Below are 14,489 nucleotides of genomic sequence, written 5' to 3' on the forward strand. Positions count from 1 at the left end.
CGAGGGTCACGCCTTTTCCGCGCGCAGCCCCCGGTCGGCGACGGTGACGACGAGCAGCAGCCCGCTGATGACCACGAGCGCGACCGCCAGCCGGTGCAGGCCCGCGGAGTCCGCGTGCGGGCCGTAACACAGGGCGATGAGCGTCGAGGCCACGATCGCGCCGAGGTACTGGGCCGTGCGGAACAGCCCGCTCGCGGTGCCCATCTGCTCCGCGGGCGCCTCGCGGTAGAGCGTCGTCTGGTTCGCGACGCTGGTCAGGCCCTGGGCGAGGCCGAACAACGCGGCCAGGGCGAGCAGCGCGCCGACCCCCGTGCCGTCGTGGACGAGCAGCAACAGGGCCGAGCCGCCGGCCAGGGCCACCGCGACGGTGACCAGCCGGGCCTTGATCCCGGACGCGCGGCCGGAGAAGGCCGCGGCGCAGACGGCGGTGCCCGACATCGGCAGCAGCATCAGCCCGGCGGCCTCCTCGGACAGCTGCCGCGTGGTCTCCAGCCACTGGACGTAGCCGAACATGATCGCGTAGATGGCCATGAAGCTGAGCGCCTGCCGGAGGTAGGTCCGCAGGATCGCGCGGTTGGCCGCGAGCATCCGCAGGTCCAGGAAGGGCGTGTCGCGCCGCAGCTCGACGAGGGTGAACGCGGTTCCGAAGGCGGCGGCGACGGCGAGCAGCCAGCCGCCGGAGCCGGGGTCCATCAGGAAGAACAGGAGCGCGAGCAGCGTCGCGGAGAACAGCGCGATGCCGAGCACGTCGATCCGGGTGGCGGTGCGCTCGCCGCGTTCGTCCTTCGGCACCCACAGCAGCGCCAGCACCAGCGACAGCCCGGCGAGCGGGATGTTCACCGCGAAGATCGCCGGCCAGCCGAAGAGGCCGATCAGCACCCCGCCCAGCGTCGGGCCGATCACCATCACCGTCTGCGCGGACATCGACAGCACCGACAGCACGCGGGCGGGCACGCCCTGGCCGTGGGCCTCGGCGTGGTGGCGCAGCACGGCCATCGCGGCCGGGAACCCGGCGCACGTGCCCAGGCCGAGCACGACCCGCACGCCGGTCAGCCAGCCGACGGAGACCGGGATCATGCCCGCGATCCCGGCGACGATCACCAGGCTCGCGCCGCCGAGCAGGACGCGGCGGGCGCCGTGGCGGTCCACCAGCAGCCCCACCACCGGCTGCCCGACCGCGGTGGCCAGGTAGAGCGCGGAGATGAGCCAGGCGGTCTGGCCGGGGCCGGCGCCGAAGCTCTGCCCGATCGGCACGAGAGCGACGGCGATGAGAGTGGAGTTGATCGGGTTGAGCACCGCGCCGGCCACCAGCGGGGTGACCAGGCGGGCGCCGAACTTGGCGGGGGCGGTGACGGTGCTCGTGGGCACTCCTTCAGTGTTCGGCGACGCGCTGCAGCAGCGGCAGCGCGCGCGTGACGGTGTCGAGCTCGGCGGGGGACAGCTCGTCCAGCAGGGCCTGGGCCAGCCATTCGTCGCGGTGCTGCTGGATCCCGCGCACGGTGTCGCGGCCGGCGTCGGAGAGGCTGATCACCACGCGCCGCCGGTCGGCCGGATCGGGCGTGCGGGCGAGGTGGCCGAGCTCGTCGAGGACGCCGAGGGTGGCGGCCATCGACTGCTGCCGCACGTGCTCGGCCGCGGCGAGCTCGCCCTGCGTGGCCGGGCCTTCCCGGTGGAGCCGGTGCAGCACGGCGGACTGCGACGGCGTCAGGATCCCGGCGTTGTCGACGTGCCGCAGCCGGCGGTGCAGCTGCCCGACGACCCCGCGGATCCAGCCCGCGCTCTCGGCCACGTGCGGAGGTACTTCGCCCATGTACACAGTCTAACTGTGCAGTCCTGGCTGTGCATTACCGGGCCGGGCAGCCGTCGAGGGCCGGGACCGGGTACTTCGGGTCGTAGTAGCCCGGGGCGTCCCGGTCGCCGAGGCCCGGGCCGTCGGTTTCCGGGTTCGTGTAGCCGGGGGCCAGGAAGCCGTCTTCGGCCGCGGCGCAGCCGGCCGACGACAGCGCGCTCTCGCCGTGGAACGGCCACAGGCCGTTGCTGTAGAACATCCCGGTGTCGCGGCGGACCAGGTAGCTTTCGTCGACCCGCAGGAAGGTGACGATGTCGCGCGGGCCGCTCAGCTGCTCGGGGTGCGCGGTGCCGAAGGCGTAGGCGATGGCGAACTGCGCGTCGACGACCAGCTGGTTCGGCCCCTCGCCCGGCCGCGCGGTCAGGGTGCCGGACGACCGCGGGCCCTGGCCGAGCAGGCGGTGACCGTCGGCGATCCGGGTGAGGTAGCTCGACACGTCGGCCCGGCCGTCCTTCGACGGCTTCCGCGCCAGGGCCTCGCTGATGGCCGGGCGGGCGTCCAGGGCGAACAGGGCGAGGAAGGCCTGCGGATCGTGCCGGTAGAGCACCGCCGGGTCCAGCCGCGCGGCCGCGATGACCTGCCGGACCTTCGCGTAGGCGGCCGCGACCGCGTCGGCCTTGAAGGAGCCGATGTCGGCGGCGGCGGGCGAGGTGATGCCGTCGAGGCCGGTGCGCCACGTGTCGGCGGGGGTGTGCGCGAACGGGTGGGCCAGGTCGACCGGGGCGATGGCCGGCACCCACGTCGGGTCCGGCGGCAGGGCGTCGTGGGCCGACCGGCGCCCGGCCAGCACGACCAGCGTGGTCGTCACGGCCAGGATCACCAGGAACGCCGCGAACCCCCACCAGCGCCGCCGTGAGCCGGTCCGCCGCTTGCGGGCCTGCTTCGGGTCCAGCCAGGCGTCGGTCCGCGCGTGCCGGCGCCACTCCGGATCCATCGGTTCCGGGTTTTCGTCCACGTCCGTTCCCCCTGGGTCGACGCTTGGTCATCGACCGCGGGGGACGGGTGTTACCCGAAGTACGCGAACTCGTTCACGCCGACGCCCTGGATCTGGTGCACGATGATCGCCGCCGCGACCAGCGCGACCACGATGAGCAGGGCCAGCACGCCCGGCCAGCGGCTGTGCCCCGGCTGCCGGTGGCCGCTCGCGCGGCCCTCGCGCTTGCGGCGTTTCTTCAGGTCTTTCTTCGCGCCCAGCCAGGCGTCCCGCTCGGCGTACTTCTGCCAGTCCGGGTTCATCAGGTCCGGGTGCGTCTCGAGGCGCCGGTCGTCCGGATCCTGCGGCTGCTGAGGCTCTGCCATCCCGAGTGCCTTCCCCCTGGGTGACCCGCGGTGACGGGTTCGTAGACTTGTCCATTGTGACCGAGAACGCTCCGCAGCAGACCACCGACCTTCCGGGTGCCTGGGACCCGGCCGCCGAGGAAGCCCCGATGTACGACCGCTGGGTAGCGGCCGGGTACTTCACGGCCGACGCCTCGTCGGGGAAGCCGCCGTTCTCGATCGTACTGCCGCCGCCGAACGTGACCGGTTCGCTGCACATGGGCCACGCCCTCAACCACACGCTGATGGACGCGATGAGCCGCCGCCGTCGCATGCAGGGCTACGAGGTGCTGTGGCTGCCGGGCATGGACCACGCCGGCATCGCGACGCAGAACGTCGTCGAGCGGCAGCTGGCCGGCGAGGGGCTTTCGCGCCACGACCTGGGCCGCGAGAAGTTCGTCGAGCGCGTCTGGGAGTGGAAGGCCGAGTACGGCGGCAAGATCCTCGGCCAGATGAAGCGCCTCGGCGACGGCGTCGACTGGTCGCGTGAGCGCTTCACGATGGACGAGAACCTGTCGAAGGCCGTCCAGACGGTGTTCAAGAACTTCTTCGACGAGGGCCTGATCTACCGCGCCGAGCGGATCATCAACTGGTGTCCGCGCTGCCAGACGGCATTGTCGGACATCGAGGTCGACCACAGCGACGACGACGGCGAGCTCGTGTCGATCCGCTACGGCGACGGCGACAACGCGATCGTGGTGGCCACCACCCGCGCGGAGACGATGCTGGGCGACACCGCGGTCGCCGTCCACCCGGACGACGAGCGGTACGCGCACCTGGTCGGCACCGAGGTCGAGCTGCCGCTGACCGGCCGCCGCATCCCGATCGTGGCCGACAAGCACGTCGACCCGGAGTTCGGCACGGGTGCGGTGAAGGTCACCCCGGCGCACGACCCGAACGACTTCGAGATCGGCCGCCGCCACGACCTGCCGATGCTGACGATCATGAACGAGCGCGCCGAGATCACCGCGCCGGGGCCGTTCGAGGGCCTCGACCGCTTCGAGGCGCGCCCGGCGGTCGTCGCCGCGCTGCGGGAGGCCGGCCGGATCGTCGCCGAGAAGCGGCCGTACGTGCACGCGGTGGGGCACTGCTCACGGTGTGACACGGTGGTCGAGCCGCGGCTGTCGCTGCAGTGGTGGGTCAAGGTCGAGGAGCTGGCCAAGCTGGCCGGCGACGCGGTCCGCGACGGCCGCACGAAGATCCACCCGCCGGAGCTGGGCAAGCGGTACTTCGACTGGGTCGACAACATGCACGACTGGACGATCTCGCGCCAGCTGTGGTGGGGCCACCGCATCCCGGTGTACTACGGCCCGGACGGCGAAGTCGTGTGCGTCGGCCCGGACGAGCAGCCGCCGTCGGGCGAGGGCTGGACGCAGGACCCGGACGTCCTGGACACGTGGTTCTCCTCGGGCCTGTGGCCGATGTCGACGCTGGGGTGGCCGTCGTCTTCGGACGACCTGGCGAAGTTCTACCCGACCAGCGTGTTGTCCACGGGCTACGACATCCTGTTCTTCTGGGTCGTCCGGATGATGATGTTCGGCGTGCACCAGATGGACGGGGTCCAGCCGTTCGACCACGTGTACCTGCACGGCCTGATCCGCGACGCGCAGGGCAAGAAGATGTCGAAGTCCCGCGGGAACGTGATCGACCCGCTGGAGTGGATGGACGCCTACGGCGCGGACGCGACCCGGTTCACCCTGGCCCGCGGCGCGAATCCGGGCGCCGACATGGCCTTGGCCGACGAGTGGGCGGCGGGCTCCCGCAACTTCTGCACGAAGCTGTGGAACGCGACGAAGTTCGCGATGATGAACGGCGCCTCGGTCGCTTCCGACCTGCCGCCTGCCACCGACCTGACCGAGGCGGACCGCTGGATCCTCGGACGGCTCGGCGCCTTGGTGTCCGAAGTGGACGGCCTGTTCGAGGACTTCCAGTTCGCGAAGGTGGCGGGCGCGCTCTACCAGTTCACGTGGAACGAGCTGTGCGACTGGTACCTGGAGCTGGCGAAGGTCCAGCTGTACCAAGGGGATGACTCGCGGGTTTCCGCGACTCGCGCCGTGCTCGGGCACGTGCTGGACACGGTGCTGCGGTTGCTGCACCCGTTCGTCCCGTTCATCACGGAGAAGCTCTGGACGGCGCTGACGGGTGGCGCTTCTCTGGTCGTCGCCGCATGGCCGGTTCCGTTCGAGGGCTACGCGGATGCCGCGGCGGACGCCCGGATCGCGGACGTCCAGAAGCTGGTGACGGAGATCCGCAGGTTCCGCGCGGACCAGGGCCTGAAGCCGGGCCAGAAGGTGGCGGCCCGCCTGCAGGGCTACGAGGGCGGCCACGAATCGGCGATCCGTTCGCTGGTCCGCCTGACCGAGCCGGCTCCCGAGTTCGCGGCGAGCGCGTCCCTGGAAGTGGCCTTGGCGGCCGGCGTGGTGACGGTGGAGCTGGACCTGTCGGGCACGGTCGACGTGGCGGCCGAGCGCAAGCGGCTCCAGAAGGACCTCGCGGCGGCGGAGAAGGAGCTGTCGCAGACCGAGGCGAAGCTGGGGAACGAGGCATTCATCGCGAAGGCCCCGGAGCCGGTGGTGGCCAAGATCAAGACCCGCCGCGAGACGGCGGTGGCGGACATCGACCGCATCACGGCCCGGCTGGCGGCGCTGCCGGCTTCCTGAGGTTGTGGACAGCAGCCCGGCGTTCCGCTTCGGAGCGCCGGGCTTTGTCGTACCCCTCCGGTAGCGTGGAAAACGGGGGCTGCTCAGTCGCCTGCGCGGCTTCGATCAACGCCACCAGCTCCGGCGTCAACCGCCGGTCCGAGGGTGTTGCCAAGTAGGTCTGCATCCGCGGCACCGGGTTCGCCAGCGGCCGGAACACCACCCCCGGCACCGGCAGCAGGTTCGCGTGCGCCCGGTAGAACACCGTCCACTGTGGACGTCCGAACCCCAGTGTCCCCAACGTGTCCTGCGCGGTCGTGAACTCCTTCCCGAGCAACGGCTCGAACCCCGCCTCCCGGCACGAAGACACCACCAAGTCGTACAACGGCTGATTCCGCGAAGGCGCACTCAGCCGCGCGGGAAGCGACGCCAGCGAAGCGAACGAGACAACCTCCTCCTCGGCCAAGGGATGCGAGGCCGGCAGCGCGACCCAGACCTCGTCCATCCACAAGGGAGTGAAATCGAGCCCGGACGAAGGCCAGGAACCCCGGACGATGGTCGCGTCGAGGGACCCGTCCCGCACCCGCTGCAGCCGTTCGAGCGTGGGCGCGTGAAGCAACTCCAGCGCGGCCGACGGGCAAAGGCGCGCGAAACCCCGGAGCAACGCGTCCAGCCGGTCACCCAACCCCTCGCTCGTCCCCAGCCGGACCGAACCGCCGCCAGGCCGGAACGGCACCACCGAGTCCGCCGCCCGCCGAGTCGCCGCCAGCACCGCACGCGCCTCCGGCAGGAACCGCTGTCCCGCCTCCGTCAACGAAACACTCCGCGTCGTGCGCGACAGCAACGCCACCCCCAGCTCCCGCTCCAGCCGCCGGATCTGCTGGCTCACCGCCGGCTGGACGATGTGCAGCCGCTCGGCCGCGCGGCCGAAGTGCAGCTCCTCGGCCACCGTCACGAAGTACCTCAGCTGCCGCAGCTCCACCGGCCCGCCCCATTCATCAGGATTCGTGATCAGTGTACGAGCGCTTCGGCCATCGAAACACGCGCGCCCGCAGGCCAGGCTCAGCTCATGCCCTTCATGGACGTCGGCGGAACCCGCCTCCACTACGAAGACGCCGGCACCGGCCCCGCGCTGCTGCTCCTGCACGGCTGGGGGACCAGCGGCCGCGTCTGGCAGTCCTGCCTGCCCGATCTCGTCCGCGACCACCGCGTCGTCACCCTCGACTGGCGCGGGTGCGGCCGCTCGGACCACCCCGCCGAGGGCAACACCCTCGCCCGGATCACCGCCGACCTCGTGCACACCATCGAAACGCTGGACATCACCCCCACCGTCGTCGGCTCCAGCATCGGCGGGGTCTTCGCCACCGAGCTGGCGTTGGCCCGGCCGGACCTCGTCGAACGCGTCGTCGCCGTCGACAGTCCCGGGTACTGGCCCAGCACCGGCATGCTCGACAAGGTCCACGACCTGCGGAACCGGCTCGTCGACGACCGGGTGGGCACGCTCGAAGGCTGGGTGCCGAACTGGTTCGCCCCCGGCACCGCGCGCGGGCTCGTCGACTGGACGGTCCGGCAGCTGCTCGACTCCGGCGTCTACATCGACGAACTGTTCACCGAATGCACCACCTACGACCCGCGGCCGCGGCTCGGGGACCTCAAACCCCCGATCACCTACCTGCACGGCGAGCTCGACGCCGAAATCCCCCTTGAGGTGCCGCGCAGTTGCGCCGCCGAGACGCCCGGCGCGCGCGTGCACGTCCTCGCCGGCTGCGGGCACGTGCCGCACCAGGAAAACCCGCGCGCCTTCACCGCCGCCCTTCGAGAGATCGCCTGAACGATGCCGAAAACGACCCTCGGAAACACCGTTGTCCACTACGACCGGACCGGTGCCGGCCCCGCGCTGCTCCTGCTGCACGGCACCGCCGCGTCCCGCGAACAGTGGGGCCCGCTGACGGCCCTCGCGACCGGCTTCACCGTCCTGGCCCCCGACTTCCCCGGCTCCGGCCTGACCACCGACGACGGCGGCCCGATCACCGTCGACGCCCTCGCCGCCCAGGCGGCCGCCGTCCTGGACCACGCCGGGTTCGCCACCGCCGACGTCGTCGGGCACTCGCTCGGCGGGGTCGTCGCGGCCCACCTGGCCGGCACCCGCCCGGACCGCGTCCGGAAAGCCGTCCTGCACGCCGCCTGGCCGGTCACCGACACCCGGCAGGACGCCGAGTTCCGCTACTGGCTGGACCTGCTCGCCACCGGGACCTTCGCGCGCATGCTCCCGCTGATGGCCTTCGGCCCGGGCTACTGGGACCAGGCCACCGCGGAGAGCAACGAACAGCTGGTCAAGACCCTCGAAACGGTGATCCAGCCCGGCGCGGACCGCCAGATCGAGACCGACCGCGCCGTCGACCTGCGGCCGGTCCTGCACCGGATCACCGCTCCGGTGCTGGTGCTCGGCAGCGCGCACGACCGGATCGTCACCGCGGATCAGCAGCGCGAGCTGCTCGCCGCGATCCCGGACGCGCGCGCCGCCGAGCTCGACGCGGGGCACGGTGCCCCGGCCGAACGGCCGGACGAGTTCGCCCGGATCGTGCTGGACTTCGTCAGCTCAGCGCCTTGAGCACCACCGCGGCCACGCCGGCCATCCCGGCCTGGACCGGGTGGTAGGCGGCCGCGGCGAAGACGTTCTGGTGCTGGCCGTTGATCCACGCCGCGCCGCCGCGCGCGCAGGCGTCGTGGCCGCGTGACGGGCCGAAGGTGTCGACGAACTCGGCCTTCCCGTCCGCGTCCGCGGCGTCGGACAGCATCAGGTTCAGCTTCTCCTCGATGCCGTTCAGCCACGCGTAGTCGCCGTCGGCGAACGGCAGCACGTCCGGGCAGTAGCCCTGCTCGGGCAGGATCCGCGGGTAGCCGACCACCAGCACCCGCGCGCGGGGCGAGCGCTCGTGGATCGCCGCGAGCGCCGCCTCCACCCGTGGGCCGATGTTGTCGAGCGCCGCCGACAGCGTGTCCGTGCCGCTGGAACTGAAGTGCTCTTCGCACGGGTTGCCGGCCGGGTTGCTCGCGCGCAGCGCCGGGCACGTCGAAGTCAGCGTGCCGAACACGCCGTAGTCGTTGCCGCCCATGCCGAGCGTGACGAGGCCGGTGTCGAACCGGAGGGCGTCCAGCTGCGGGGCGTTGGTGCCGCCGGCGGGCACGCTCTGCGGCCGGGTCAGGTCCGTGGTGTCCGCGCCCGCGCAGCTGACGTCGGTGAACCGGCCGGGGTGCAGGGCCGCGGCCACCACCGAGGGGTAGTTCGCCGTCGACCGCGCGCAGCCGATCGGGTCGAGCCGCTGGACCGGGATGAACGGCCCGGAGGTGTAGGAGTCGCCGAGGGCGACGTAGCTGCCGACGGGTGCCGCGGCGGCGGTGCCGGCCGACGCCGGCAGCAGGAGGGCTGCCGGGACGACGACCGCGGTGAGCAGCCGGGTGATGCGCATGGAGACCCCGTTCTCGCTGGTGGAACTGCTGCCACCACATCTAGCGAGCCCCGGGGGTCGAGGGGCCGGACTTCACCCGCCAGTCGGGTCACCGTCGCCCTGCTCACGGTAAGTGATCAAGGTGCGCCAGAACAGCAACGGCCGGACCGTGCTCCCCGGCAGCAGCCGGGCCGACTCGCGGCGCAGCTCGGCCAGCGTCGGGTAGTCGTCGAAGACGGGGGCCTTCGGGCCGTCCTCGGCGCCACCGTTCAGCCGCTCGCCGGCGTAGACGACCAGCCGCGCGAGCGCGTTGACCGGGACCGCCGCGAGGGCCAGCGCCCAGTCCGCGGGGGTGCTCGGCCGGGCCAGGCCGAGCACCGCGAGGACCCCGCCCGGCACCAGCGCGCGGCGCAGCTTGGCGACCGTTCCGAACGGCATGTGGTGCAGCGAGGCGAGGCACGAGATGTAGTCGTAGTGGGCCTCGGGCAGGGCGTCGGTGGTGACGTCGGCCTGCCGGTAGACGATCTCGCCGGGCCCCGGCGACCCCAGCCCGGCCGCCGCCTCGACCATCGCCGCCGAGACGTCGACCGCCTCCACCGCCATCCCGGTCGCGGCCAGCCGCCGGGCGAACCGGCCGGTGCCGCAGCCGACGTCCAGCGCGATCCCCGGCCCCGGCGGCAGCAGGTCCAGCAGCAGCGGGTGGTAGTGGTCGTTGTGGTTGAACGGCATGCGTCGAGAGTGCCACCGGCCACGCACGTAGACTCGGAAGGCAAGTGCGAAACCCCAGGCCGGAGGAGATTCAGTGCCGCAGGATGAGACAGGTCGCAGGCCGGACCTGTCGGATCTGGACAGCTTCGCGGGCGTCGACGAACTGGGGACGTCGGGGTACGAGGAGTCCGACGACCACGACCCGGAGCTGGACGTCCGCGACACCGCGTTCGAAGCCGGCGGCGGCTCGCGCGGCGGGATCGGCGGGGTCGGCCAGCTCGGCGACAACCTCGCCACCGGTCCGGTACCCGACCTGACCGTGCCCGAGGACACCGAGCTGCACGAGCTCGACGACCAGGGCGAGCAGACCGTGTACGGCGACCCGGACGGCCCCGAGGCGCGGCGCGAGCTGATGGCCGTCGAGGCCGAGCTCAACCAGCGCTGGCCGGAGACGAAGATCGAGCCGTCGCTGACCCGCATTTCGGCGCTGACGCAGCTGCTGGGCGAGCCCAACCGCGGCTACCCGGTGCTGCACGTCGCCGGCACGAACGGCAAGGGCTCGACGGCCCGGATGATCGACGCGCTGCTGACCCGGATGGGCCTGCGCGTCGGCCGCTACACGAGCCCGCACCTGCAGCTGGTCACCGAGCGGATCGCGCTCGACGGCCGGCCGATCTCCGCCGCGCGCTACGCCGAGCTGTGGCACGACATCGCGCCGTACGTGTCCATGGTGGACGGTGCGTCGGCGGACGGCGTCGAGCTGAGCAAGTTCGAGATCCTCACCGGGATGGCGTTCGCCGCGTTCGCCGACGCCCCGGTCGAGGCCGCGGTGCTCGAAGCGGGCCTGGGCGGCGCCTGGGACGCCACGAACGTCGCGGACGCCGACGTCGCCGTGATCACCCCGATCGGCCTCGACCACGTCGAGTACCTGGGGCCCGACGCGGTGAGCGCGGCGCGCGAGAAGGCGGGCATCATCAAGCCCGGCTCGGTCGCGGTGATCGCCGAGCAGGACCCCGAGGTGCTGAAGGTGCTGCTGGCGCGCGCGGTCGAGGTCGACGCCGCGGTGGCCCGCGCGGGCAGCGAGTTCGGCGTGCTCGAAAAGGAGATCGCCGTCGGCGGGCAGCTGCTGAAGCTGCAGGGCCTCGGCGGCGTGTACGACGAGATCTTCCTCCCGCTGCACGGCGCCCACCAGGCCGCGAACGCCGCGCTGGCGCTGGCCGCGGTCGAGGCGTTCTTCGGCGCGGGCAAGGACAAGCAGCTGGTCGTCGAGGCGGTGCGCGAGGCGTTCGCCGAGGTCGAGACCCCGGGCCGGCTCGAGCGCGTCCGCTCGGCGCCGACGGTCCTGCTCGACGCGGCGCACAACCCGCACGGCGCCCGCGCGCTCGCGACGACGGTGTCCGAGGAGTTCGCCTTCCGCCGCCTGGTCGCGGTGGTCGGGGTGATGGCCGACAAGGACGCGCTCGGCATCCTCGACGCGCTGGAACCGGTGGTGTCGGACATCGTCGTGACGCGCAACTCCTCGCCGCGGTCGATGCCGCTGGAGGAGCTGAACGAGCTCGCGATCTCGGTGTTCGGCGAGGACCGCGTGGTCGCCGAAACGGACCTGGAGACGGCGATCGAGACGGCGATCGCGCTGGTCGAGACCAACGACGACCCGGAGGAACCCCTGTCGGGCGGCGGCGTGCTGGTGACGGGTTCGGTGGTCACCGCGGGCGAGGCTCGCACGCTGTTCGGGAAGGAGCCGGCGTGACGTCGCCCGCGCAGAAGCCCAAGGACCCGATGAAGGGGTTCCGCGGCGTGATGTCCGGAACGCTGATCATGGAGGCGATCACGGTCGCCCTGGCGTTGCCGGTGGTGAACAAGCTCGGCGGCGGCATCTCGACGGGCACGGGGTGGACGGTCATCGCGGTGGCGGCGCTGCTGATCGTGACGTGCGGGTTCGTCAAGCGCCCGTGGGCGGTCCCGGTGATCCTGGTGCTGCAGGGGGTGCTGATCGCCCTGGTGTTCTGGCTGCCGGCGATCGCGGTGCTGGGCGTGATCTTCCTGGCGGTGTGGCTGTGGCTGCTGTGGCTGCGCCGCGACGTCGCCCGCCGGCTGGCGGCGGGGACGCTGGCGAGCCAGCAGCCCCAGCCGTGACACTTCGCTCCCGTCGTGCGACTCCCTGAGGGGGATCGTCGATGGGAGTGACTCTTGGCCAGGAAAGCCCTGCTCATCAGCACCACGTCGTACGAGCACCCGTCGCTCGAGAAGTCGGGGCCGATCGAGGTCGACACCCCGGGCCTGCACGACGTCCTCCGTGATCCCGGCATCGGAGGGTTCGACGAGATCGATCGCCTCGTCAACGCGCCCCTGAGTGAGGTCAAAGGCCGCATTTCGTGGTTCTTCTCCGATGCCGAACCCGACGACGACCTGTTGCTCTACTTCTCCGGAGACGGGTTCGTGGCCGCGAAAACCTACCTGGCCGTCGCTGACACCGATCTGCACATGCTGGTGAACACCGCGCTGAGCGCCGACTTCGTCCACGACTGCGTGGAGAACAGCCGCTGTCGCAGGCTGGTGATCGTTCTCGACTTCTGCTATTCGGGCTCGTTCATGGCGGCCCTGGAGACGTCGGGGCAGTTCTTGGCGACGATCTTGGTGATCGCGGCCACCGACGCCTACCAGGAGACCCGGGACGGGCCCGGCGGGTCCGTGGGGGTACTGACCGATTCGGTGGTCAAGGGACTCCGGACCGGCGCAGCCGATCTCGACGGGAACGGCGTCGTGACCGGGAACGAATTCGCCGACTACCTGGTCGAGCACGCCCGGACCGCCCGTCAGCAGCCGACCACCTACCGGCGAGGCCGGGTGCACGACCTCGAGATCGCCGGGAGGTTGGGAGAAACGGCGAGTTTGCCGGTGGCGGTGCAGGCCGAGGCGTCGATCGTCGCCGAGGTGACAGTGGACGATCCGCCGGACTCGGACGTCGACTGGCTCAGCGACGCACCGGCCGACTACGACCTCCTCGACCGCAGGGTCCTCGCGACCGTCGTCCGCAACCGCCTGGCCCGGATCGCCGCCGAGCGGCCCGAGTCGTCTTTCCTGGTCCACCTCGACGGCCGGTGGGGAACCGGGAAGAGCACCCTGCTCAAGTTCCTGCGCGAACGCCTCGAACCGGACTTCCTCGTCGTCGAGTTCGACGCCTGGCGCCAGGCCCGGCTCGCGCACCCGTGGTGGTTCCTGCTGACCGCCGCGCGGGAAGCGATCGCCGGCGACCTCGGGTGGTGGCGCCGGAAAGCCCTGCGGATCAAGGAGATCTTCGAACGGGTCCGACGGACGGGCGGCCCGTACGTCGCCGCCGTCGCCGTCCTGCTGGTGCTGGCCGGCGTGATCGCGATGTGGCTCTGGCCGCGGGAGGGTACGTCGGACCAGTGGGGCGCCGCGGCGAAGGTCGTCACCGCGGTCGCCGGGGCGCTGATCCCGCTGTGGGCGGGGGCGCTCGTGGCGAGCCGGTTCCTGCTGTGGAACTCCGCCCGCGGCGCGAAGCTGTTCGAACAGTCCGGTACCAACCCGCTGCACGAGGTCTCGGCACACTTCTCCTGGCTGCTCGGCCAGGCCCGCAAGCCGGTCGTCTTCTTCGTCGACGACCTCGACCGCTGCGCGCACGCCCAGGTCGTGGACCTGCTGGACACCGTCCAGACCCTGTTCCGCGACGCACCACGCCGGGCCGGGGTGCGTGACGTGCCGGCGCCGTTCTTCGTCGTCGCGGCCGATGGCGCCTGGCTGCGGAAGAGCTACGAGCGGACCTACGAAACCTTCGACGACTGCGTTGCGTTGCCGGGCAAGCCGCTGGGTTACCTGTTCCTGGACAAGATCTTCCAGCTGACGGTCCGCATGCCCCTGCTCACCGAAGCGAAGCAGCAGCGCTATGTCGACCGGCTTCTGCGCATCGGCAGCTCGGACGAGAACGCGACGATCGCCGAGACGGCGAACCTGCGCCGGCAGCTGCGCGAGGGCCAGGGTCGGGAAAGCGAAATCCTCGACTTGGTGGCGGAGGCGTCTCCGGCGGCGAAGGCCGCGGTCGCCGGTGACGCGGCGATGGCGCTCCTGCAACCGGAGGTCGTCGAGCGAACCGAACACGAACTCCGGAAGTTCCGCCCGCTGCTCGGCGAGAATCCCCGGGGCATGAAGCACTTCTTCAACACCTACAGCATCTTCCGGTGCGTCCGCACGCTCGAAGGGAACACGCCGAGCCGGGACACGCTGGCGTTGTGGAGCATCGTGCGGATGCGCTGGCCGAGCCTGTTCGACCACCTGGAGGGCTGCCCCGACGCCGTCGCCGGGGTCCTGCAGCCCATCCTGGTGGCCGACCACTTCCCCGCGGACCTGCACGATGTGGCGACGTCGGCGCCGGTGCGCGAGGTGTTCACCTCGGCGCTGGGCGGCCCGTTGACGGCCGCCAGGATCCGGCAGTGCGCGGGAGAGCCCGTGACGGGGGTGGCCCGGCCGGCCTGACCGTCGGCGCCCGTACCCCGCCGGTCGGCTCGC

13 protein-coding genes are annotated in these 14,489 nt (G+C 71.8%); 6 read left to right on the forward strand and 7 right to left on the reverse strand.

What is annotated here, in order from left to right; all coding sequences use genetic code 11:
* Positions 1-6: 6 nt before the first annotated feature.
* From ABZW17_RS02080 to ABZW17_RS02095, 4 genes are all read right to left on the reverse strand, one after another.
* Positions 7-1,308, reverse strand: coding sequence for an MFS transporter (locus ABZW17_RS02080; protein WP_354809288.1), 1,302 nt, complete (start codon positions 1,306-1,308; stop codon positions 7-9).
* A gap of 64 nt (positions 1,309-1,372) precedes the next feature.
* Entirely contained in the window at positions 1,373-1,810 is a 438-nt protein-coding gene (locus tag ABZW17_RS02085) for a MarR family transcriptional regulator (protein ID WP_354808721.1), read from the reverse strand.
* A 34-nt stretch (positions 1,811-1,844) separates the two neighbouring features.
* Entirely contained in the window at positions 1,845-2,804 is a 960-nt protein-coding gene (locus ABZW17_RS02090) for a hypothetical protein (protein ID WP_354808723.1), read from the reverse strand.
* A gap of 50 nt (positions 2,805-2,854) precedes the next feature.
* Entirely contained in the window at positions 2,855-3,148 is a 294-nt protein-coding gene (locus tag ABZW17_RS02095) for a hypothetical protein (protein WP_354808725.1), read from the reverse strand.
* Positions 3,149-3,204: 56 nt separating this feature from the next.
* Between ABZW17_RS02095 and ABZW17_RS02100 the strand changes: the two genes are divergently transcribed.
* Positions 3,205-5,826, forward strand: coding sequence for a valine--tRNA ligase (locus ABZW17_RS02100; RefSeq protein ID WP_354808727.1), 2,622 nt, complete (start codon positions 3,205-3,207; stop codon positions 5,824-5,826).
* On the opposite strand, the gene ABZW17_RS02105 is transcribed toward ABZW17_RS02100, so the two are convergent.
* Positions 5,792-6,787 carry a LysR family transcriptional regulator gene (locus tag ABZW17_RS02105; protein ID WP_354808729.1) on the reverse strand — a complete coding sequence of 332 codons (996 nt, stop codon included), beginning with the start codon at positions 6,785-6,787 and terminating at the stop codon, positions 5,792-5,794. The genes ABZW17_RS02100 and ABZW17_RS02105 overlap by 35 nt on opposite strands.
* An 87-nt stretch (positions 6,788-6,874) precedes the next feature.
* On the opposite strand from ABZW17_RS02105, the gene ABZW17_RS02110 reads away from it, so the two are divergent.
* Both ABZW17_RS02110 and ABZW17_RS02115 read left to right on the forward strand, forming a co-directional pair.
* A complete protein-coding gene (locus ABZW17_RS02110) occupies positions 6,875-7,636 on the forward strand; it encodes an alpha/beta hydrolase (RefSeq protein ID WP_354808731.1) in 762 nt (253 codons plus the stop codon).
* A 3-nt stretch (positions 7,637-7,639) separates the two neighbouring features.
* Positions 7,640-8,416, forward strand: a complete 777-nt coding sequence (locus tag ABZW17_RS02115) for an alpha/beta hydrolase (RefSeq protein WP_354808733.1) — start codon at positions 7,640-7,642, stop codon at positions 8,414-8,416.
* Here the strand turns inward: ABZW17_RS02115 and ABZW17_RS02120 are convergent.
* Together ABZW17_RS02120 and ABZW17_RS02125 are read right to left on the reverse strand one after the other, a co-directional pair.
* On the reverse strand, positions 8,400-9,275 hold the full coding sequence (locus ABZW17_RS02120; protein WP_354808735.1) for an SGNH/GDSL hydrolase family protein: 876 nt from the start codon (positions 9,273-9,275) through the stop codon (positions 8,400-8,402). The two genes, ABZW17_RS02115 and ABZW17_RS02120, sit on opposite strands and share 17 nt — an antisense overlap.
* Positions 9,276-9,347: 72 nt before the next feature.
* On the reverse strand, positions 9,348-9,983 hold the full coding sequence (locus tag ABZW17_RS02125) for a class I SAM-dependent methyltransferase (protein WP_354808737.1): 636 nt from the start codon (positions 9,981-9,983) through the stop codon (positions 9,348-9,350).
* A gap of 73 nt (positions 9,984-10,056) precedes the next feature.
* On the opposite strand from ABZW17_RS02125, the gene ABZW17_RS02130 reads away from it, so the two are divergent.
* From ABZW17_RS02130 to ABZW17_RS02140, 3 genes are read left to right on the forward strand one after another with little or no spacing between them, the layout of a single operon-like run.
* Positions 10,057-11,712, forward strand: coding sequence for a folylpolyglutamate synthase/dihydrofolate synthase family protein (locus tag ABZW17_RS02130; protein ID WP_354808739.1), 1,656 nt, complete (start codon positions 10,057-10,059; stop codon positions 11,710-11,712).
* Positions 11,709-12,098, forward strand: a complete 390-nt coding sequence (locus ABZW17_RS02135) for a DUF4233 domain-containing protein (RefSeq protein ID WP_354808741.1) — start codon at positions 11,709-11,711, stop codon at positions 12,096-12,098. Before ABZW17_RS02130 ends, ABZW17_RS02135 begins: the two co-directional genes overlap by 4 nt.
* Before the next feature lie 54 nt (positions 12,099-12,152).
* The gene (locus ABZW17_RS02140) at positions 12,153-14,456 is read left to right on the forward strand and encodes a P-loop NTPase fold protein (RefSeq protein WP_354808743.1); all 2,304 of its coding nucleotides are present in this window, start codon (positions 12,153-12,155) and stop codon (positions 14,454-14,456) included.
* Positions 14,457-14,489 lie beyond the last annotated feature (33 nt).

Origin of the sequence: Amycolatopsis sp. NPDC004625 (assembly GCF_040609695.1) — a bacterium.
GTDB lineage: Bacteria > Actinomycetota > Actinomycetes > Mycobacteriales > Pseudonocardiaceae > Amycolatopsis.